Consider the following 18,109-nt stretch of genomic DNA (forward strand, 5'->3'; position numbering starts at 1 on the left):
CGGCATCTCCATGCCGACCGTGGTCAGGTACGCCACGACGGCGGATCCGACGCATTGGACGTCGATCGAGGCTGGCCGCCCGCTTCTCGACGCCATGTTCACAGGCGTCAAAGACACTGCCGACAGGGCCATCATGTCGTGGCCGTCCAAGCCGGGCGGCGCCTTTGTGGCTACCTGCATCTTCCTCAGGGAGGCGCGGGCATCAGGACGCCTCGCCCACGCCACGGTCGGATATTGGCCTTGGCGGGAGGGAGCGCTACGCGCGGCGCGATCCATTCTGGTCAACCCCGACGACGTCGCTTGTACGTCCCTGAATGCCTACAACGACGCAAAGAAGGGCGAATGGCAAGCGGGCGCGCTGGCGCATCAGTCCCTTTGCATGCTCGAAATGCGGCTTAGAGACCTCGTCAGAAGTCGGGCGAGCTCGACCACGATCGCGAACGTGAAATCCATTGTCATCCGCAGCCCGACGCTCCTGGAAACCACATCCGTATTCGCGCCCGGACGCCAAAAGGGCGCCACCCCGTATGAAGGCGCTCCCGAGCAGGTCCTGCGGCGGGTCCGAAAGTACACCTCGATGGGCGAACCCAACGCTGGGTTGGTCGAACACGTTGGTGCAGTTGGCGATCCAGCGCGCGCGCCTTTTGTTCTGTTGGGGCTGCCGGCAGCGCACACCTCCGAAGGTTTGAACCGCCACCTGGGCTCCTCGCGCATTAAGCAGCATGGTCTTGATCTGGTCGTCGCCGACCTGACCCGCGTTGGCCGATCCGAGATTCATGAGGACTGGGAGAAACGGCTTGAAGCCCTGTTGGCGGCTATAGATTCGATCGAAGGTCGCCGTCCAAGCGTCCTCGTCGTTACAGAAGAGTCTTTCGTCCAGCGCCGTGCTTTCCGCCTCTTGAAGGGCCACGCGGAGACGCGCCGTCCAAAGCTGAAGGCACAGCAACTCGGACTCTACCTCGAACATCCGACTCTGCTCGGTCCTGCACCCGAAATACCGTCAGAGATCGGCCCGATAACATTTCAGGCGGACATCAAGGACGCATCTCTCGCGCCGCTACGGACGGAACTTGTCACTTTAGGTCGTCGGATGCGCGAAGAAGGAGCCTCCTACGCCGCCGAAGCCGTCTCTCGCACGCTCGCCTTCGTCAGGCGCTGCGCCTCGCTTCCTCTGGGTCTCACAGAAGCCAGAGAAATCGCTGATGTTTTGTACGACGAGGACGAAGAGTTCGATGCCGCGCTGCGGGCCATGTTCCGTCCGAAGATGGTTCTTTCGGACCTCCTCGCGGCCTGCGAGGTTCACCCGACCTTCGCGAACGACATCAGGATTGCAGTCCAAAAAATTGAAGCCAAGGTGTCGATGTGGGAGCAAGACACGCCAGTCGCTGCGAAACTTGCTGAGCTATTGGCGGCACCCGGTATAGACACACCAAAGACGACTGTCGCGCTTCCGGACCGGCGCGTCGGCGAGGTGTTCTTGGCATCCGATCGCGCCGTACACTATCGCTGCGCGGTCGTCGACCATCGCAACCTCGCGTCTCACTTGGCATCAGAGGCGCCCGAGCGTCTAGTCGTGGTTGGTCCAACGCCTGAGGCGATCCAGGCTCTCCTGACGACCAGAAGCTCATTGAAAACGGCCTATCTCCTGGGCGACGCCTCAGGCAGCGCCCTGCTCTCGGCCGAACTAACTTCGATCGAGGTAATTGCCGCCTTTTCAGCTTTCGCAGCGCGCGCAAGAGCGCTCATTGCCGCCCTGAAGAGAGGCGGTTCGGACGAAGCACTTGATCAGGCCGAAGCTGAATTCAGCGTGGCGAGTGTGATCAAGGAACGCGAGATCGACCTCACTCAATCGGACGAGGCCTATCGCGGCGAGGTGGTTCAACTGACGATGCAGAGTGGGCTCCGCCTGGATTATCGCCCGGGCGGCGAGATTCTCCTGCTTTCGCCAGGCGAACTGCGACCGTTCGAAAGGATCCAGGCCAGAGAGGTCGAGCCAGGCCAGCGCATCCTGGTCTTGGACGCATCGATCCGCGAGCCGTTGCGGTTGGCGATCGCCGGCTCTCGAAAAAGCCAGCAGCAGCTCGCCCAATATCACGCGCGCATCGCGGAAATCTACTCGAAGACCCCCGGCTCTACGAAGGCCGACAAGGCACGTCGTGTCCTCGAGAAGATGCGCGAGATCGACCCATCCACAGGCGATGAGATCGACAACATCAAACGCTGGCTCACTGCGGACGTCGCGCGCCCCACGCCCGAGGGAAGTCGCGCGCCCGGCGCCGCACGCGATTGGAAACGGTTTCTCGTCTTCATGAAATCCGTAGGAGTCGATGAAAACCTGGCTTCGCTCTACTGGAAGTTCGCCGTTCTTCCCGCGCGGTCCTACCGAGCCCAGGAGGGCCATCTTTTCAATCAGCGCGTCGTCCAGTTCGTCCTGGATCCGGAGTCGACAGGCGTCTGGAAGGTGATGCAGGGCCTCTGGCAGCAGGTCATGGAATCCGTCGACGTCGTCGAGGAAGTGACCACCATCACTGGGGGAGACCAGAATGGCTGAACCGGACGCTTTGGCCGGAATGACTTCCGACGAACGCCAGGAGCTCAAGGAAGCCGTGTGCGACGCGGTGCTCGAACGCACGCGTCAAGTCGTCAGCGGCGCCGGGGAATTCGGCCGGATCGTTTTCGGCGACAGGCCCGCGCGGAAGCTGTCGAGCGGTTTCATCTTGCCCCGCCTGAATGAGAGCGGAGACGACGAGTCGAGCGACATCAGGATCGCCACTCACGGGCTCGATTTCCGCATTCTCCCCGGCTCTGGCGAAGCTATCGTAGTCCAACCAAATTTCGACGTATACGTGCGCGCGCTTCCGACGACGGACGAACTATTCGCACGCAATGGCTGGCTGGTACCACCGGCCGGCTTCAACCAAGCCGCAAAGGTGCAGATCCGCAACGCCATCCGTCAAAGGTCTGACGCGGAAATTCCTCAGGACGCGAGCCCGAGCGAGCGCTTGCGGCTTCGCTCGGTAATCTCCCGCGAGGTCCACCTGGCCCTGGGAGTCGCGATACCGCAGGGCGCCGAGGCGCCGCCCGTTGGCGATGATCCGGAAGCCGAGCCGGGAAGGCCCGAGGTGACTGAGGAACCGGCACCCCTCACCCGCCCCGAAAGACTTCAGATACCCAGCCGTATCTCGCAGCGATACGACGTGCCTCCAAAGTGGATACGGCTCGCCGTCAACGTCGAACCTCTTCAGCTTCCACTTCCTTGCGATCCGGAGGCGTGGACGGCGCTCGCATTAGCATACAGGCAGGTCCTCCAAGCGGCGATTAGAGCGACCTTTCAAGGTTGGATGGCAACGCCGGAGGGACAGGAAAACGCCTGGCGCAAGTTACATCCGCCCTCCGAAGCATTCTGGTCCAGAGAGCGTTGGGATCGCTTTCTAGTCGATGCTCGTGGACGACCCATCGTCGGCAGCGACCTCATCCCCGACTTCGACGTTCAGATCTTGGCTCAGGCGCTGCCGGACCCGATCGTCGACGGCGCATTCTCCGTACGCGTCGCGATCGAGAACCTCCAGGACAACGATTCTTCACAGGAATCCGGTCTCTTCGGCGTGACCCTGTCCATCGAGGTCCCTACGAACGCGCTCGGACCGATGCGTCTCGAACGGGTCCGACGCAGCTACCATCTTGCCGGGTTCATGACGATGCCGGCGATCGGAGTGAACGGGGGCGTCGAGGACCTCGGCGTGTCGGCCGGACGTAGACGGCTCCGAACCTCATGGATGCCGCGATTTGTCCTCCCAAGGACAAAAGCCACCGAGATTCCGGCGGTGGCGACGCAGTACGATGCGTTGTGCCGAGCGGACACCGACATCGGGTCGCTCGGAGCGCTCCCAGCCGAAATGGACAGCTGGATCGATCGTGTCGCCCGCACGACCGTACTTTCTCAACCTGGCGAAGAAGGGTCGGAAGCCGACGAAGCCGCACAAACAACACGCTTCGAGGATGACCTGCAGGCTTGGCGCCGAGAGGCGGGCCGGATCAGAAAAGGCATCCTTTTGCTCGCCCGATCGCAGCAGGCATGGAGAAGCTCTCCGACTTCCTCCGCCGCCATTCCGTACCGCGCTTGGCTGCTGCTCAATCAGACCTTCGCCCGGGCGAATCCGGTTTCGCAGGGCCAACGACCGGGCTGGCGTCTCTTTCAACTTGCGTTCGTTCTCGCGCACATCCCGACATTCGCGTCCCGTGTGCCCGAATACGCCGTCGAATTCGATGCCGCATTCGACGAGGATTCTGCGAGTCTCCTCTACATGGCGACCGGCGGCGGCAAGACCGAAGCGTTCTTCGGCGTCCTGGTCTTCGCCCTCTTCCTCGATCGGCTACGCGGCAAGGCCCGGGGCGTAACCGCGATGATGCACTACCCGTTGCGCCTGTTGACCGTGCAGCAAGCGCAGCGACTCGCGCGCCTGCTGGCCAGAGCGGAATTGGTTCGACGGCGAGAAGGCGTCGGCGGAGCGCCGTTCGAGATCGGATTCTGGGTCGGAAGCAGCAATACGCCGAACGCGACCGAAGGAAAGCCGGGTACGCTCCTCGAGCAGATGAAGTGCATCCCGGTCGCCGGCGGGGCGCGGGGCCGCGACGAACAGGCGCTCCTCAATGGGCAGGAGAAAGCGGACCGCGAGTATGTCATCGCGAACGAAGCGTGGAACAAGCTGCCTCGATGCCCCTTCTGCAATTCGTCGCGGGACACCGGCCTTCGCCTCTTCCCGCAGCGTCACCATCGACTTGGCATCGTCTGCTTCAACCCGCAATGCGACTGGAACGTCGAGGCCCCGGATCAACCGCTTCCGTTTCTTCTGATCGACACCGACATCTATCGGGCCGCTCCCTCCGTTTTGCTGGGAACGATCGACAAGCTCGCGCTCCTCGGTCAGAACGTCCACACCATCGACCGTGTTGCCGGCATGTTCGGTATGGCGCGCTATGTCGAGGGCGGCCCTCTCGGCCTGCTGCACATGATTTCCGGTCAACAGATCAACGAGGTGCCCGCGCACTATCAGAGGGTGGCCCCCTCGTTCCGATCGGGGAGCGAGGTCTTCTTCGATCCCTTCCCCAGCCTAATCGTGCAGGACGAGATGCATCTTCTCGAAGAGAGTCTCGGCACTTTCGGCGGCATCTTCGAAACCGCGCTGTTCGAGTGGTTGAATCGCTTGACGCCGCTGCTCGGGGAGCGCGTCATTCAAGTTCCCTCCGCACCTGGCCGCCCCCGTTTGCCGCATGTCGTCGGGGCAACCGCCACGGCGGCGGACGTGGCGAAGCACACGAAAGCACTCTATCAGCGCAGGGTCGTTCAATTTCCTCATCCCGGCCCGGCTCTTCACGAAGGCTTCTACACGCGGATGGCTATCTTCGAAGCTGGCGGCGCGGCCGCGGCCGCACGGGCGGCCGCCGGCGGCAGCCCTCGGGGACTGGAGCAGGCCGCGCCCTGGGGGCGCGTGTATGCGAGCCTGATGACGAACGGCCGACTGCACACCGTGACGACATTGTCCGTTCTCGCCGCCCACGCTGCCACGATAACGCGCTGGCAGCGCGATCTCAGCTCCGGCGACCTATCCCGCCGTACGCGTGCCGCGAACGAGATGGTCGCAAGCGTCTCGTCCGCTCCTTGGTCAGACCGTCGCATCGCAGCGCTCCGAGAGGCCGCCGCCGCGGGCCGGCATGACCGACTGGCCGAGCTCGTCGATCTGCATCGGATTCAGCTTACCTATGTAACCAACAAGAAAGGCGGCGACCAAATCCTGTCGGCTCTCGGCACGGAAGTCCGGGAAGTGCATGCGGCGATGGGCGACGATTATCTGCTCTCCGACTTCTCGATGGAGCTCATCTCCGGCGGCGTGGACATCGCCGGGGTCCAATCGGTCATCCGGCGCGCGGAGCAGCGGTTCGATCCAATGTCGGGCGATATATCGACAACGTTGCGCGGCATTGTTGCGACGTCGGCGATATCTCACGGCGTGGACGTGGAGTTCTTCAATGCGATGGCCTTCGCCGGCATGCCGCCCGACATCGCCGAGTACATTCAGGCGTCCTCGCGGGTCGGCCGCACCCACGTCGGCTTCTCGCTGTTCATCCCGACGCCCCAGACCAGGCGGGACCGATTCGTCGTCGAGGTCCATGAATCGTTCCACCGGCTGCTCGAACGCATGATCTCGCCACCGGCCGTCGAAAGGTGGGCCGACCGCGCGATCGGACGCACCATTCCGTCCATGGTGCAGACTTGGCTGTCCGGCGTGCGGCACAACGAGCGCTTCGTGGCCGCGACAGACGAGCAGAAGGCATCGGTAGCTCTTCCTGGATCCGTGGAGTCCGCCGCCAGATTGCTCCGCGGTCGCCAAGACTTCGACGATTGCGTCCGGTTCGTCGCTGCGGCCATTGGCATTGGCGCCCCGACGGGTGCTCCGAACAATCCGGAATATTACAGCAATCTCGCGCGCCAGGAAGCGGAGCGGATCAGGCAGGTCCTGGACAACAAGAACTACACCGGCGGATTGAACGATTTCTGGAAAGCGACAAATACGGGCCTCATGCTCCCGATGACGAGCCTGCGAGACGTTGACGTCCAAGGGCGCATCGAAGGAAGCAGAAGATCGCAGATGAACCGACCGATCACAGACGAGCAGTTGGTCGACGCCATCACCATGATCCGCAACCGAGGCGTCGCGCGCAGCAGGCGAAGCTCCGCGAGCGAGCTCGACAACGGCGCCGATGGAGACAATACGTGAGCACCGCCAAGCCCCCGACGATGCAGCGATCTCGAGGTCAGCTCGCAACCGCCTACGCCCCCCATAGCCTTTTCACTTTCGAAGGCGGGTCCGGCGCGTGCTTCGCTCTGCCAAGCCCCGGCAATCGGACGACCGGCGACGATCTTCGGCCGAACACCCAACGGATGATCGCCGAGCAGATCCAGGAATACTTCGATGCCTGGGCGCTCCGCGCGACTCGCGGCACAAATCTCAAGCATGCCGTTCCTTTGAATCTGGCGGTCGACGGCCGCGTTATCAGCGATGATTCGGTTCGCGTTCGCCTCGGCGAACTTGCCTTCCAGGTACCGGATCACGTCGGCTACGTGCCTTTCCCGCTCTCGTTCGTCTGCACACGATGCGACCTCCACAGACACAGCGATCGGGTCGAACGTCTGGCGGAAGACGCGTCGAGGTTCAGAAGCGCCTGCCCTTCGGGCTCCGAAAACTGCGCGAACGACTGGCAGCAGCTCGACGTCGTTTTCGCGCACTGGTCGGGGAACGTCGAGGCGATCACGCCGAACTACAGATCGTGGCACGACGGCGCCGTCCGGGAAATGGGTCGCTGCACGTCGTGCGGATCCGATCGGTTCTATCTCCGTCGACCGCCCGGGCGCCTCGGCAACTGGGAATTCCAGTGCGCCGTTTGCAGGCTACCAAGGCAGATGCAGCAGAGGGACCTCCTAACTCTCGAAGAGCTCGGCCCTCTGATCCCGCAGAATCAGGCGCTTCCAGCAGAAATCAACATGGAGCCTGTATCCTACCGGGCCTCGGCCGCCTATTACGTCCATGGGGACAGGCTTCTTGTGTTCGACCAGGAACGCTACATCCAGTTGCTCGGCGCGCCCCATATGGCGCCGTTGAGCGCGGCTCTGTCGAGCGAGTACGGCTATCCCCCGACGCAGATCGATGACGTTCAGAAGGAGCAGCTCCTCCGCGCCGCGGGACAATCGGCACAGTGGGACAACTATCGCCACATGCGCGATTTCATCCCGCAACTCGAAACCATGGGGGCTCCGGCCGAGGTCATCGCCGCGCAGCGAGCAACAATCGTGCGGACCGAGGCCGAATGGAATGCCACCGTTTTCGCCGGTCATCACCAAGCGGTCGACGGCATCGAAAGGGCATGTCGGGAACGATCCGACTACGTTCGCCGGTTCGACCCGGTCCGGATGGCTCTCGAACACAAGACGCTCACGGAAGAACGCCTCCACGGTAGGCAGATGCCCGACGGAAAGGACGTCTCCGTGGACCTCACGATCCTCGATCCTTTCCTCTTCCCGGACGACGTACAAGGTGATGAGCGTTCGCGCCTGCTCGACCAGGTCCGTATTCGCCGCGATCTCCTGGGCATGGCAGAAATCCGGTTGGTCCGCGACGTGCGCGTCTGCGAGTATACATTCGCCTACACGCGAACCAGCTCATCGCCGACCGTCAGCCGCGAAAAGGCTGGCCCCGCCGAGATGCCCGTACGCCTCCGTCTCTTCGACAAGGTTCAGGTCGGCGATAGAGCGCAGCATCCGGTCCTGTGTCTTGTTCAGTCGAACGAAGGGTTTTACGTGCGCCTAGACGAAGCCTGCGTCCTGGAGTGGCTCGAAGCGAATGGTATTCGCCCCGCCCCCGCCGAGCCGGGGGTCCGGCTTGGCGGACGACTGATAGAGGAATTCGCTCGGATGCAAGCCGACGAAGACGTCCGCTTCACTCGCTTCCTTGACGAGTACCGGCGCGAACGCCGCATCCCCCGCCTCGCTTATCCGTACGTGTACACTCTGCTGCATACGATGGCGCACCATCTACTGGGCATTTCGGCATCGATGTCCGGACTCGACCTAGGCTCGTTCGGCGAACACATCTTCGTTCCAGACCTCGCCTTCCTCGTCTATCGACGCGGCATGACGATGGATCTGGGCAACCTGTCATCGATGTGGCGCGACCGAGGAGATCCCGCATACGGCAACGAAGTCCTCGACCGGATGGTCGATCCCGCAAGTCTGCGCTGCGGATCAGAAAGCGTCTGCAACCATCGAGGCGGGGCTTGTCCCGACTGTCTCCTCATACCCGAGACTGCTTGTTTGACTCGCAACGAGTTGCTTTCGCGTTCCGTGCTGATTGGCCGAGGCTCCCCCCGGTGGGATGTTCTGGCCGAACCGCTGATCGGGTACTACGAAATTGCAAGGCGACGACGAGGCGCCAGCGCGAGCGGATCGACATGAGGGCCGTCCTCGGAACTTCCCTATCGCGCTCGCTGGTAGTTTCGCTTGGCGGCGACTGCGGGACTGCGTCCGAAGTGGCGAGGCTTATAGCTGAACGCCCTGATGGCACATTAGATGAAAAGAGCCTCGCATTCGCTTCCAAATCGGCCTTGACGCGGATCGCGGACGATTTCGTTCGGCGCGGATGGCTCACCACAATAACCTCCGGTTGGCGGGTGGGTCCCCTCCCGATGCCTCAAGCGGTCGTACCGTTTCTGGAAGGCGCTGCGGTCATGCATGCAATTGATCCGGACAGACCGACTTCGATCGCCGTCGTGACGCTTCCACCCAGCCCGAGCTCTATCGCCGCCGCGCTGCCGCAGACCGGACTTGCTCACGCTTCGCTCGTTTCGACCGGCGACGCGTTCGAGCAGATCGCCGATGCCGCAGTAGAAAACTTCACAATTCTCACCCCGTTTCTGAATCAGGACGGACTAGAATTCGTGCTGCGGCTCTACGAGAGGACCTCGGCCAAGACGAAGTGCCTGATCGTTCGACAGGCTGGGGACGCTTGTCGATTAGTGCAGCAAAATTCGGCGCAAATCAGCGCTCTCGGAATATCTGCTTTCGATTACACAATCGAACTGGGCTTCGGTTTCGAGACCTTTCACGCCAAGGTAGGACTCGCCGACAACGCGCTCGCCTACGTCGGAAGCGCAAACATGACGATGTTCTCGAGAAACTCGATGGAGTTAGGATTACTCAGCGGGGGCCAGGCCGCCCGCGTAATCGCGAACGTCATCCGCGCTGTAGTCAAAGTCGCACGCCCGATTCCGCTCCTTCAGTGAGAGTGACCGGAATTCCCTCCGTTGGCCTGCCGCCGAGACAGCCGAATTCTTTAGAAAGCTCTAGCTTGGACCGACTCGCGGCTTCCCGCGGCGCCTCAGAAACTCCCTTGCCGCCTGCTCCATGATGTCCCAGGCGGCCCGATGCTCATCGATGGCGACCTGCTTGATGTCGGCGATCACCTCCGGATGCATCATCGTCAGGAAACTGAACCCTCTCTCCGATCGGGGTTCGCTTGCCCCGTTTCGGCGCCTTCCTTTTCCCAACCAACCATCCGTCCGGCGCGCGAGAATGGAATCATCGATCAGTGCACCTCTCCTTCTTTCGCCTGATTCAGCATGCTCAGATGTTCATCGTCAACGACTGGCGCGGCCCGATCTCGACGACGAGCGTCGGATCGAAATCGGGGTTCTCGCGCATGCCGTTCGCCAAGGCGTATCCGCGTGGATTGCAGACCACGCGCGTGCAACCTCCGATTGCGTAGTCAAGCGACTTGTGAACGTGGCCGTGCAACCAAAAGCTCGGCGCGTTCGGGCCCGTCATCAAGGCTTCAATATCCTTGGATCCATACAACCAGGCGTGCATCCCAGGCTCAACTGACGATGCCGGGCCCATGTGCGATACGCAGACCGTCGCGCCCTCGTATGGTGTTTCAAGCACGCGCGAGAAGAAGCCGAAGGATTCATCGTGCAGCTTGAGCCACTGCGACGGCGTGAAGCGATGGCCGCTGTTGCCGGCGCCCGTGCGGATCTCGATGAAGTCGTTATGCTTGTCCCTGAGCGACCAGCGGTCGTCGCGCAGGCGCCCATTCTGCGAAAAGTACATCGCCATCTTCCGCGACCAGCCGGGCGGCAGCAAGCTGAAATCGGACCAAAGCGTCCCGCCGACGATGCGGACGCCCATATCGTCTAAATGGAGGACCTCGTTCTGCAGGAGATCGATGCCGATGCTCGCGGCGATCTCACGTCCGCGCTTCATCTGATCTTCGTAGAATGTGTGCTCCTCGCCCGAGCCCGGCGGACCGCGGTAAAAGCAATGATTGCCGGGCACGTAGACGCAGCGCCGCACTCGATCGCAGAGGTTTTCCGCAATCCAGTGCAGAGAGCGCGTCATCGCATTCGTGGTGTCGCCGATCACGACCAGCACGTCGGCCTCGACCGGCGGCGGCTTCGGATAGCCGTTCCGCTCATGGTCGATGTGCAGGTCTGACTGGACTGCGAGGAGCGTCATCCGAACCTCCGCTTCGCTCCAGAGTCGCCCTCGGCGTAATCGGGCAGGTCCTCGCCCGGGGAAAGTACCTTCGAAAAAAGCAGCAGGCAGTGCTGCAGCAGCTGAACGAAGACAACAGCGTCGATGCGGCGTCCTGACGTGCCGGGAATAAGCCTGATGATCGCCGCCGTGCTCGCCCGCAACAAGCGCCCCAGCTCGTCGACTTTGAGAGCCGTGAGCGAGTTCATGATATCCTTGGACATGCGCAGTGGCAGCGCAGCGCGCTGGGGCTCGCTGACGGTGGCGTGCGCGCTGACGTAGATCTGCCGCGCGGTCCGGCGCTGGTCGAGATCGAGAGCACGCCGAAGCTCGCGCGGGGTCAGCGAGTTGTCTGTGTCGGCGGTCTCGACGCTCATGGCTTCAATCCATCGTTCTCGAAGTCGTCTCCGCCCTCGGGATCCACCAACGGCGGCAGGGTAGTGAGGTGCGCCTTGATCTGGTTGAGCCTGACGGGCGCCGGACCGAACACGTCGACGCCGACGTCGCACGACTGCTGGTTGCCGGGCATACGGCCGTGGTGGTGGCCGAATAACATGAGCGCTCCACGCTTCATCCGGGGCCACGAACGCCACGGATAGTGAGCCAGGACACAATACGTGTTGTCGATAGTCACGCAGGCTACGTCACGGACGCTTTCCCACGGCAACGCGAGCGTGTCAGGGCCGTCGTGATTACCGATGATCAGATGCTTCCGTCCCGGCAAGGAATCGAAAAGCTTGCGCAGCGCCTTCGGTTCGGCGCGATGGCTGAAGTCTCCGACCACGATCACTTCGTCGGTCGGCTTGACGACCTTTCGCCACGCCGACGCCATGGCGTTGTTCATCTCGGCGACGTTCGCGTAGGGACGCGTGTCCGGGCAGAACTTCAGCATGGAGCCATGGAAGAAGTGGCTGTCTGCGGTCAAGAACGTGCTCACTGCACCCTCCCCTTCGGTTCGAAACACATCGCCTTGGCCGCCGCGAAGTCGGTCGGGTTAACGTGCAGATCGGTGTCGTCGTCTCCGTCGCCGGGTTCGTAGACCAGCTCCGCCATGCGGCAGAGCAGGACGTCGCCCGGCTGCGTGACGAGGACGTGGCCCGCCGCGATCTTGTAGTTAGAATGAAGCCTCACAGCCCGGTCCTCCTCTTGGCGTCGTCGACGATCCAGCGCTTGACGTGCCGCATCGTGTCGGGATGCGCGCGCAGCTCCTCGCCGACGACGACGGCGTGGCCAACGATGACGAGCGCCTCGACGGTCGGCACCACGGCGATGATCCCACCGTCCTTGCTGATGACCACGCGACCGCGGTCGATGGACTGGTCGGTGAACCTCACGACGCATCCTTCGCGTTTTCGATGAAGACCCGGCCCTTTTCCGTGGCGCCCCGTGCGGCGCCGCCCGCCCTCCCAAGGCAAAGCGGCGCCGTAGCCCTCACTAGAAGCTGCAGGCGGCGTCGACATGCGCTGCGATGGCGTCCGCTTCCGACAGCGGCTCGCTGATCTTCGCCGTGATCTCGGTGACCTCGGCCTTCGCCTTGGCCTCGATGTCGGCTAAGTGGCTCTCGACGTACTGCAGCGCCGAGCGCAGCGCGCCGCGCGCGTTGGCGAGCCAGGTGCTGGCGGTCTCGCCGACGTCGTGCAGGTCGATGTGCGCCTCGATCTCGCGGATCATCGCGGCGATGTCGGAAACGTGCAGCGCGCCGTCGGTCGCCGGCAGATCGGCGCCGGCAGACATCGCGCCTGCGGCCAGGTTGCTCTCTTCGGTCATGGGGTGCCTCTCCCGTCTGAGAAAAGGGACCGATCGCTAAAAGGCGATGGATCCTTGAAACGGAACGTACACCGACTGTGCGCTAAGATCAACTATGTCGGACGATAGGCGTCCTGACGAGTCCTTCCGGAGGCACCCCCATGTCAGACTCCCACACCAACTTCGACGGTCGCGCGTTCACCGCTTGCGCGGCCTGCGGCTCGCTCACCCTCGCCGCCGCGTTCGTCGGCGCGGTCCGTAGCGCGGCGCAGCTCAACGCCGGCCGCTGGGCGAACTGGAACCGCGGTCAGCTCGAGACCGCGCTCAACCTCTCGGAAGAGCTGAGGCGCGACGCGTGCGAAGAGCGCGACGAACTCCGCGTCGAGAACGCGAGGCTGCAGGCGGCGATGCGCCGCGTGACTATGCGCCGGGTCGCGGCGTAGCAGCGAGCACGAAGTCCGGCGCCGGCCCGATCGAGACCGGCGCCGGCGACCACTCCGCCGCCGTCAGCGGCTGCACCGGCCGGACGCCGGGAAGCGCGTAGAGCTTGCGGATATGCGCTGAAATAGCGGTCTTTTCAGACGAAATGACGCGCTCGCACTCCGCTCTCGACAGCCCCTTGATCCACTCCTTGACGTCCCTCGGCAGCGCCGACGGCACCGGCACCGGGCGGTCCGCAACGATCGAGTCGGCGCACCAGAGCAGCACCATGCGCGCCGTCTTGTCGTGGTCGACGGCCTCGCCCTTGCGCGCGGCCAGCTCTTCTCGGAGCTCGCTGACGAGCGGGCTGTCGCCTACCGGCGGGGGCGTCAGCGACCCTCCGAACAGGCCGCCGAGGAGCCGGCCAGGCAGCCCGATCAGCCAGGCGAGAGCGGCGGCGATGGCGGAAAAAATGCGACGCAGCATGACGAGACCTCCGTGTTTATCCGGAGCCAGAATTTCACGGGGAGCTGCAAAACCAAAACGCGGCACCCCGCGAAGGATTCGGAACCGCGGTTGACAAATGCCGCGAGCCGAACGCATAGTGTCCGCCGTACCCTGACCTTGTTACCCCTTCGCGAGGAGTTCCAGGAAGTGCCGAAGCCTCAGAAATCGACCCTGCCGGAGCGCATCGAGCTCGTCGGCGCCGCTCTCTACGGAGCCGGCCGATGGACCGCCGCCCTGGCACGCGGCCTGCGGATGAGCCGCAGCCAGCTCTTCGAGTATCGCCGCGCGGGCCGCATCAAGTACGGCCGCGACATCGACGGCGAGATGCTGGCGCTGATCGATCGGGAGCGCGACGCCGCCGCCGAGCGCGGCGTGGCCCTGACTAAGCTGCGCAACCTCCTCCTCGTCCTGCGCAAAGGAGCGTCCGATGCAGCTTGATCTCCTCGCGTGGTCGGCGCCTGTCGCCGCGCCGGCGAAGTCGGCGATGCCGTGGTCCGAGGCCGACTACGACCGTCTTACCGACCTCTACGCCGAGCACGCCGGAAACGTCCGCATCATCGCCGCGCTGATGGGGCGGTCGGCAACCGCTATCTGGACGAAGGCGAGCAACCTCGGACTCGCCGTCACCGGCAACGACGTGAAGCTGCGCCGCTGCCTCGGCGAAGGCTGCCGCGGCCAGAAGCTATTCATGAGCCCCGACAAGGGCACCCGCATCTGCCCGCGCTGCAAGAACGACCGTCACCTTCCCTGGGGAGTCTACTGATGTCCAACATCGTCAATCTCAACGATCTCCGCAGCAAGCCCGAGCCCGCCGTGGTGCATGCCGACCGCGTCATGACCGTCTTCGGCCGCGAGTACACGGTACGCCGCAGCTCCATGAACGGCAGGATCGGCTGGTTCAGCGTCCGCGACGGCGAAGGCCAGATGATGTTCGTCCGCGCCGGCGATCTGCCGGACTCTCAGATCGCCGACCTGATCGGCGCCTGGGCCGACGGCTACTCCGTCGGCCGCAAGGAGGCGGCGCGCGCCGCCGTGCTCTTCAAGGGAGACATCGTATGAGCCGCCGCCGTCAGAACACCGATCTCTGGAAGCGCGTCGCGACCGCTCTGGAGCTGGTCTACAAGAAGTCGTGGCGACGCCGCGGCGAGGAGTTGTTTAGGCTCGAACGCGGCGAGCTGCGCCTCGCCGACAACGCCGCGCTCCCCGAGGACGCCGTTCGGACCACCGAGGACGTCGTGGCGTGGGCGATGCACGACCGCGTTGCCGCGCTGCGCGAAGAAGCCGACGCGCTCGAGCAAGCCGCCATCGCCTTCGAGAGCGAGAGCGGCGCGCGACGCGCCGCCGTCGACGCTGCGCGATACCAGGACGCGCAGGAATACGCGAAGCGTCTGCAAGATGCGTGGTGCGAGGCGAACGTGATCGACTGGAAGAAGATGGAGGCTGCGTGATGGTCGGAGGATTCCCAATCAAGCGCGCGGCGACGCCGGCGCGGGTCGAGATGCAGACGGTCGCCCCCGAGGCTATCCAGTACGACGAGGACGGCCGCCGCATCATCACCGCGCCGATCGTGCCGGCGCCGACGCGCCCTCCGCCGTCGTTCGCCCGCCCGCTGCCGCCGATGCCGACGGCGCCGCGGCCCGGTGGTCTGCCACCGCGGCCCACGACGCCGGTGAAGCCGACCATCAAGCGCGATAGTCCGCTGCCGACAGCGGCGAAGGCTCCGGCTCCGACCGCGGTCCGCCCGCCCCCGCCGACGCCGTACGTGCGCAAGCAGCCGGCGCAGTATGTGGATCCGGAAACGATCCCGTACGACCGTCCGCCTTCGTGGAGCAATCGCCGGTGACACAGCAGTCGGAGCAGCCGGAGATGGACTTCGGCGCGTTCGCCACGCCCGCCGCGAACCATGCCCGCAGCCGCAATTCGCCGCCGGCGCCTGACGCCGACGGTCTGTTCGACGCTCATGGCGCCTCGATCATCTGCGGACGCCGGCAGTGCTGGTTCGAGCCGGAGGGAGAGCTGTTCGCCGTCGTGCAGTTCAAGGAAACGCGCATCAAGCTTACGGCCATCGCGCCGGGACGCTGGGATCCTGTCGCCGTTCTCGCGGCCTGCATCAAGGCGCACGGCGGCCGGGTATACGAAGTTGACTACGAAAAGGTGGTGCCGACGAATCCAGGCGGCCTGGACGAGATCAGGATCGCGCGCGTCGTCGGCGCCGACGGACTGCGGCCGTATCTGTCGAAGACGGGCAGGTACTTCGAGGCTCCATATGGCGTGTGGGCTCCGGTCGAGCGGCCGCTCGAGACGGAGCAAGGATTCCACCAAACGTTCCGTGTGTCGGCAGGCAAGCCGACATGGGCGTTCAGGATACTGCTGTGGCGTCACGGCGCACCGCCAACGAGCGACTACCGCGTCCGCCGAGCGCTGCGCGCCCTCGAAGACGTCGGCCTCGTCCACATCAAGCTTGGCCCCCGCGGCGGCATGGCGACGGCCAGCTGCACCTGGACGCCGCGCGCCTATCTGGCGCCGGCGCAGCTCTCGCCTGCCGACGAGGAAGCCCTGGAGATGCTGGCATGAAGAAGACCGACGAAGCGATCCTGCGCGCGCTGGGCGCCGGCTGCAAGATGTTCGACGAGTACGAAGCGGGCTACAAGTCGCGGCGCGCATTCCAGTGGTACTTCGTGCAGCTCCCGGACGGCTCCGACAAGAAATCAGTGTCGAAGTCTGCGACACGGCGGCTCAGGTACGCCGGTCTGATCGAGGGCGACTATCGAAACACCGCATACGGCGTCGATTGGAAGATCGAGCTGTCGCTCACCGACGCCGGCCGCGAGGCAGCCGTCGAGCTGCCGCCGCTCGACCTCAAGAAGCACTTCGCAGAGAAGAAGCCGTACTGGAAGCCCGCCGAGCGCGCGGTGCTCGAAAAGATCCGCGCCGGCGTCGACGCCAGCGAAGACGGATGGTTCGATCTGATCGCAGACGGCAGCTGCGAGTCCCTGTACACCTGGACGCTGCTCAAGATGAGAGACGCCGGTCTGGTCACCAAGCGCCCCGACCGCAAGTATTACGGATCGCCGCTGCTCGTCTCGATCACCGACGCCGGCCGCGCGGTGCTCGCAAAGTACGCCAAGGCCCCTGCAGCGGCAGATGACGCATGATGATGCGGGTTAACGATTTCATCCGAATCCTAGTCGCTCTACGCGACGGCGGCGAGGTCGTCTGGCAATCCGATTTGGACGACCCGGACGGCGGTGTCTGCTCGGCGTCGCATCGTAGCGGGCTCCAGCGCGCCGTCCGTCTCGACGACATCTTACGCTGCGTCAGCGCTGGCCTCATCGTCCCCAACCATGGCTTCGATAACGGACTCCGCTTTCGACATGAGTACCGGCTGACCCCCGCTGGCATCAATGCCGCGAAGCACCTCAAGGTGCCCCTGGCGCGCGCGCTTGCGACGAAACCACGTATTACGAATTCGTAACCGTTTCACGGTGTCACCTCCGGGGGGAAGTAACGGGGGGTGTCGAGGAAGTAGACTTCACGCGTGACGGCGTCACCTGTAACGCTTCCTCGACATCAGACAGCAGAATGCGGGTAAGATACCGTGAGATAATGAGAAGCTAACGGGTACCCTTCCCTATGGCGCCGTCGAGCAGGCGGTGGATCTCGCGGTCGAGGTCGACCGGCGGCGCCTTCCTGGCGACCGAGAACCCCACAGGCAGCATCGCTTTCAGGTCACTGACCATCGGTGCCAAGATGTGCAGCAGGACGGCCGCCGCGATGCACGGCGGGATCGTCCAGCGCGCGATCAGGAGCAGCAGCTCGGTCACCGCTTCCGAGCCTTCTTCTTGGCGGCCGGCGGGCGCCGGTGCGCCGTCGCAGCTTCGGCCTGGCGGGCTCGGCCGGCGGGTCCGGGAAGTGCACGAAGCCGATCGGCTGGCGCAGGCCGCGACCGCTTTCGTGGGCGGTGATCGGCGGAGGCACCAGCGCGACGTCTTCCCCCTTGCAGTCCAACTCGCGTCGGCGCGGTCGCATCGTCTCGTCAGTGCTCTTAGCGGTAGGTTTCGCGGGCGCCGAGGCTGCCGAGGTCTAGAGTAACCAAAATGCTGGTGCCTCCTACTTCTCACCAACTCAGATCGACAAGCGGATGCGATGATTTCTGCAATTCTCGATCATCGACTTGCTTTTCGCCTGATCAAGAGCGACGCTATTCGGACCAGCCCCTTGGGAAGCAAACATGAGAGCATCAAATCATCCCTGTGATCGCTTGGTATCAGATGCAGTTGCTGCTTTCGAGCGTATCGCGAGCGGTAAGCCCGCAAATTGCGCGAAAGAGGTCACTGACGCACTGGCCAAATACGA

21 protein-coding genes are annotated in these 18,109 nt (G+C 63.8%); 13 read left to right on the forward strand and 8 right to left on the reverse strand.

Translation table 11 applies throughout. The features are described from left to right. Nucleotides 1–10 precede the first annotated feature (10 nt). The 4 genes from GGD61_RS09040 (at nt 11) to GGD61_RS09055 (ending at nt 9,834) form a co-directional block, all read left to right on the forward strand. Complete coding sequence (locus tag GGD61_RS09040) at nt 11–2,551, forward strand: hypothetical protein (protein WP_246785902.1); 2,541 nt, start codon at nt 11–13, stop codon at nt 2,549–2,551. Beyond that, nucleotides 2,544–6,776 (forward strand): DEAD/DEAH box helicase family protein, encoded by a 4,233-nt coding sequence (locus tag GGD61_RS09045; RefSeq protein WP_183230553.1) that lies wholly within the window; start codon nt 2,544–2,546, stop codon nt 6,774–6,776. Before GGD61_RS09040 ends, GGD61_RS09045 begins: the two co-directional genes overlap by 8 nt. Next, on the forward strand, nt 6,773–9,007 hold the full coding sequence (locus GGD61_RS09050; RefSeq protein WP_312012632.1) for a hypothetical protein: 2,235 nt from the start codon (nt 6,773–6,775) through the stop codon (nt 9,005–9,007). Before GGD61_RS09045 ends, GGD61_RS09050 begins: the two co-directional genes overlap by 4 nt. Nucleotides 9,008–9,237: 230 nt before the next feature. Continuing rightward, nucleotides 9,238–9,834, forward strand: a complete 597-nt coding sequence (locus GGD61_RS09055) for a hypothetical protein (RefSeq protein WP_246785903.1) — start codon at nt 9,238–9,240, stop codon at nt 9,832–9,834. Nucleotides 9,835–10,174: 340 nt separating this feature from the next. On the opposite strand, the gene GGD61_RS09060 is transcribed toward GGD61_RS09055, so the two are convergent. The 6 genes from GGD61_RS09060 to GGD61_RS09085 all read right to left on the reverse strand — a co-directional run bounded on the left by GGD61_RS09060 (nt 10,175) and on the right by GGD61_RS09085 (nt 12,847). Then, entirely contained in the window at nt 10,175–11,062 is an 888-nt protein-coding gene (locus GGD61_RS09060; RefSeq protein ID WP_409362456.1) for a metallophosphoesterase, read from the reverse strand. Continuing rightward, a complete protein-coding gene (locus GGD61_RS09065) occupies nt 11,059–11,457 on the reverse strand; it encodes a hypothetical protein (RefSeq protein ID WP_183230555.1) in 399 nt (132 codons plus the stop codon). Before GGD61_RS09065 ends, GGD61_RS09060 begins: the two co-directional genes overlap by 4 nt. Next, nucleotides 11,454–12,017 (reverse strand): metallophosphoesterase, encoded by a 564-nt coding sequence (locus GGD61_RS09070; protein WP_183230556.1) that lies wholly within the window; start codon nt 12,015–12,017, stop codon nt 11,454–11,456. Before GGD61_RS09070 ends, GGD61_RS09065 begins: the two co-directional genes overlap by 4 nt. Further along, complete coding sequence (locus GGD61_RS09075; RefSeq protein ID WP_183230557.1) at nt 12,014–12,211, reverse strand: hypothetical protein; 198 nt, start codon at nt 12,209–12,211, stop codon at nt 12,014–12,016. Before GGD61_RS09075 ends, GGD61_RS09070 begins: the two co-directional genes overlap by 4 nt. Then, complete coding sequence (locus GGD61_RS09080; RefSeq protein WP_183230558.1) at nt 12,208–12,414, reverse strand: hypothetical protein; 207 nt, start codon at nt 12,412–12,414, stop codon at nt 12,208–12,210. The genes GGD61_RS09075 and GGD61_RS09080 overlap by 4 nt, the downstream gene beginning before the upstream one ends. 100 nt (nt 12,415–12,514) lie before the next feature. After that, on the reverse strand, nt 12,515–12,847 hold the full coding sequence (locus tag GGD61_RS09085) for a hypothetical protein (RefSeq protein ID WP_183230559.1): 333 nt from the start codon (nt 12,845–12,847) through the stop codon (nt 12,515–12,517). A gap of 140 nt (nt 12,848–12,987) precedes the next feature. Here GGD61_RS09085 and GGD61_RS09090 point away from each other — a divergent pair, with 140 nt between their 5' ends. Then, on the forward strand, nt 12,988–13,269 hold the full coding sequence (locus GGD61_RS09090) for a hypothetical protein (protein WP_183230560.1): 282 nt from the start codon (nt 12,988–12,990) through the stop codon (nt 13,267–13,269). On the opposite strand, the gene GGD61_RS09095 is transcribed toward GGD61_RS09090, so the two are convergent. Beyond that, nucleotides 13,247–13,732 carry a hypothetical protein gene (locus GGD61_RS09095; RefSeq protein WP_183230561.1) on the reverse strand — a complete coding sequence of 162 codons (486 nt, stop codon included), beginning with the start codon at nt 13,730–13,732 and terminating at the stop codon, nt 13,247–13,249. The genes GGD61_RS09090 and GGD61_RS09095 overlap by 23 nt on opposite strands. Before the next feature lie 168 nt (nt 13,733–13,900). Here GGD61_RS09095 and GGD61_RS09100 point away from each other — a divergent pair, with 168 nt between their 5' ends. From GGD61_RS09100 to GGD61_RS09135, 8 genes are read left to right on the forward strand one after another with little or no spacing between them, the layout of a single operon-like run. Further along, nucleotides 13,901–14,191: a hypothetical protein gene (locus GGD61_RS09100; RefSeq protein ID WP_183230562.1), complete on the forward strand. Its 291-nt coding sequence runs from the start codon at nt 13,901–13,903 to the stop codon at nt 14,189–14,191. Further along, complete coding sequence (locus tag GGD61_RS09105; RefSeq protein WP_183230563.1) at nt 14,181–14,516, forward strand: hypothetical protein; 336 nt, start codon at nt 14,181–14,183, stop codon at nt 14,514–14,516. The genes GGD61_RS09100 and GGD61_RS09105 overlap by 11 nt, the downstream gene beginning before the upstream one ends. Next, the gene (locus GGD61_RS09110) at nt 14,516–14,812 is read left to right on the forward strand and encodes a hypothetical protein (RefSeq protein ID WP_183230564.1); all 297 of its coding nucleotides are present in this window, start codon (nt 14,516–14,518) and stop codon (nt 14,810–14,812) included. The genes GGD61_RS09105 and GGD61_RS09110 overlap by 1 nt, the downstream gene beginning before the upstream one ends. Further along, entirely contained in the window at nt 14,809–15,201 is a 393-nt protein-coding gene (locus GGD61_RS09115) for a hypothetical protein (protein ID WP_183230565.1), read from the forward strand. Before GGD61_RS09110 ends, GGD61_RS09115 begins: the two co-directional genes overlap by 4 nt. Beyond that, entirely contained in the window at nt 15,201–15,596 is a 396-nt protein-coding gene (locus GGD61_RS09120) for a hypothetical protein (protein WP_183230566.1), read from the forward strand. The genes GGD61_RS09115 and GGD61_RS09120 overlap by 1 nt, the downstream gene beginning before the upstream one ends. Continuing rightward, nucleotides 15,593–16,327, forward strand: a complete 735-nt coding sequence (locus GGD61_RS09125) for a hypothetical protein (RefSeq protein WP_183230567.1) — start codon at nt 15,593–15,595, stop codon at nt 16,325–16,327. The genes GGD61_RS09120 and GGD61_RS09125 overlap by 4 nt, the downstream gene beginning before the upstream one ends. Continuing rightward, nucleotides 16,324–16,908, forward strand: a complete 585-nt coding sequence (locus tag GGD61_RS09130) for a hypothetical protein (protein WP_183230568.1) — start codon at nt 16,324–16,326, stop codon at nt 16,906–16,908. Before GGD61_RS09125 ends, GGD61_RS09130 begins: the two co-directional genes overlap by 4 nt. Continuing rightward, nucleotides 16,905–17,228 carry a hypothetical protein gene (locus GGD61_RS09135; protein ID WP_183230569.1) on the forward strand — a complete coding sequence of 108 codons (324 nt, stop codon included), beginning with the start codon at nt 16,905–16,907 and terminating at the stop codon, nt 17,226–17,228. Before GGD61_RS09130 ends, GGD61_RS09135 begins: the two co-directional genes overlap by 4 nt. Nucleotides 17,229–17,367: 139 nt before the next feature. On the opposite strand, the gene GGD61_RS09140 is transcribed toward GGD61_RS09135, so the two are convergent. Next, nucleotides 17,368–17,577: a hypothetical protein gene (locus GGD61_RS09140; protein ID WP_183230570.1), complete on the reverse strand. Its 210-nt coding sequence runs from the start codon at nt 17,575–17,577 to the stop codon at nt 17,368–17,370. Between the last annotated feature and the right edge of the window lie 532 nt (nt 17,578–18,109).

This window comes from Bradyrhizobium sp. SBR1B (assembly GCF_014198205.1).
In the GTDB taxonomy this organism is placed as follows: domain Bacteria; phylum Pseudomonadota; class Alphaproteobacteria; order Rhizobiales; family Xanthobacteraceae; genus Bradyrhizobium.

Bases quoted from the DNA above. Each gene is read 5' to 3' on its own strand.
- GGD61_RS09040 (WP_246785902.1), top strand. From the start codon at position 11: ATGCCGACCGTGGTCAGGTACGCCACGACGGCGGATCCGACGCATTGG.
- GGD61_RS09045 (WP_183230553.1), top strand. From the start codon at position 2,544: ATGGCTGAACCGGACGCTTTGGCCGGAATGACTTCCGACGAACGCCAG.
- GGD61_RS09055 (WP_246785903.1), top strand. From the start codon at position 9,238: ATGCCTCAAGCGGTCGTACCGTTTCTGGAAGGCGCTGCGGTCATGCAT.
- GGD61_RS09060 (WP_409362456.1), bottom strand. From the start codon at position 11,062: ATGACGCTCCTCGCAGTCCAGTCAGACCTGCACATCGACCATGAGCGG.
- GGD61_RS09065 (WP_183230555.1), bottom strand. From the start codon at position 11,457: ATGAGCGTCGAGACCGCCGACACAGACAACTCGCTGACCCCGCGCGAG.
- GGD61_RS09085 (WP_183230559.1), bottom strand. From the start codon at position 12,847: ATGACCGAAGAGAGCAACCTGGCCGCAGGCGCGATGTCTGCCGGCGCC.
- GGD61_RS09090 (WP_183230560.1), top strand. From the start codon at position 12,988: ATGTCAGACTCCCACACCAACTTCGACGGTCGCGCGTTCACCGCTTGC.
- GGD61_RS09095 (WP_183230561.1), bottom strand. From the start codon at position 13,732: ATGCTGCGTCGCATTTTTTCCGCCATCGCCGCCGCTCTCGCCTGGCTG.
- GGD61_RS09105 (WP_183230563.1), top strand. From the start codon at position 14,181: ATGCAGCTTGATCTCCTCGCGTGGTCGGCGCCTGTCGCCGCGCCGGCG.
- GGD61_RS09110 (WP_183230564.1), top strand. From the start codon at position 14,516: ATGTCCAACATCGTCAATCTCAACGATCTCCGCAGCAAGCCCGAGCCC.
- GGD61_RS09115 (WP_183230565.1), top strand. From the start codon at position 14,809: ATGAGCCGCCGCCGTCAGAACACCGATCTCTGGAAGCGCGTCGCGACC.
- GGD61_RS09120 (WP_183230566.1), top strand. From the start codon at position 15,201: ATGGTCGGAGGATTCCCAATCAAGCGCGCGGCGACGCCGGCGCGGGTC.
- GGD61_RS09130 (WP_183230568.1), top strand. From the start codon at position 16,324: ATGAAGAAGACCGACGAAGCGATCCTGCGCGCGCTGGGCGCCGGCTGC.
- GGD61_RS09135 (WP_183230569.1), top strand. From the start codon at position 16,905: ATGATGATGCGGGTTAACGATTTCATCCGAATCCTAGTCGCTCTACGC.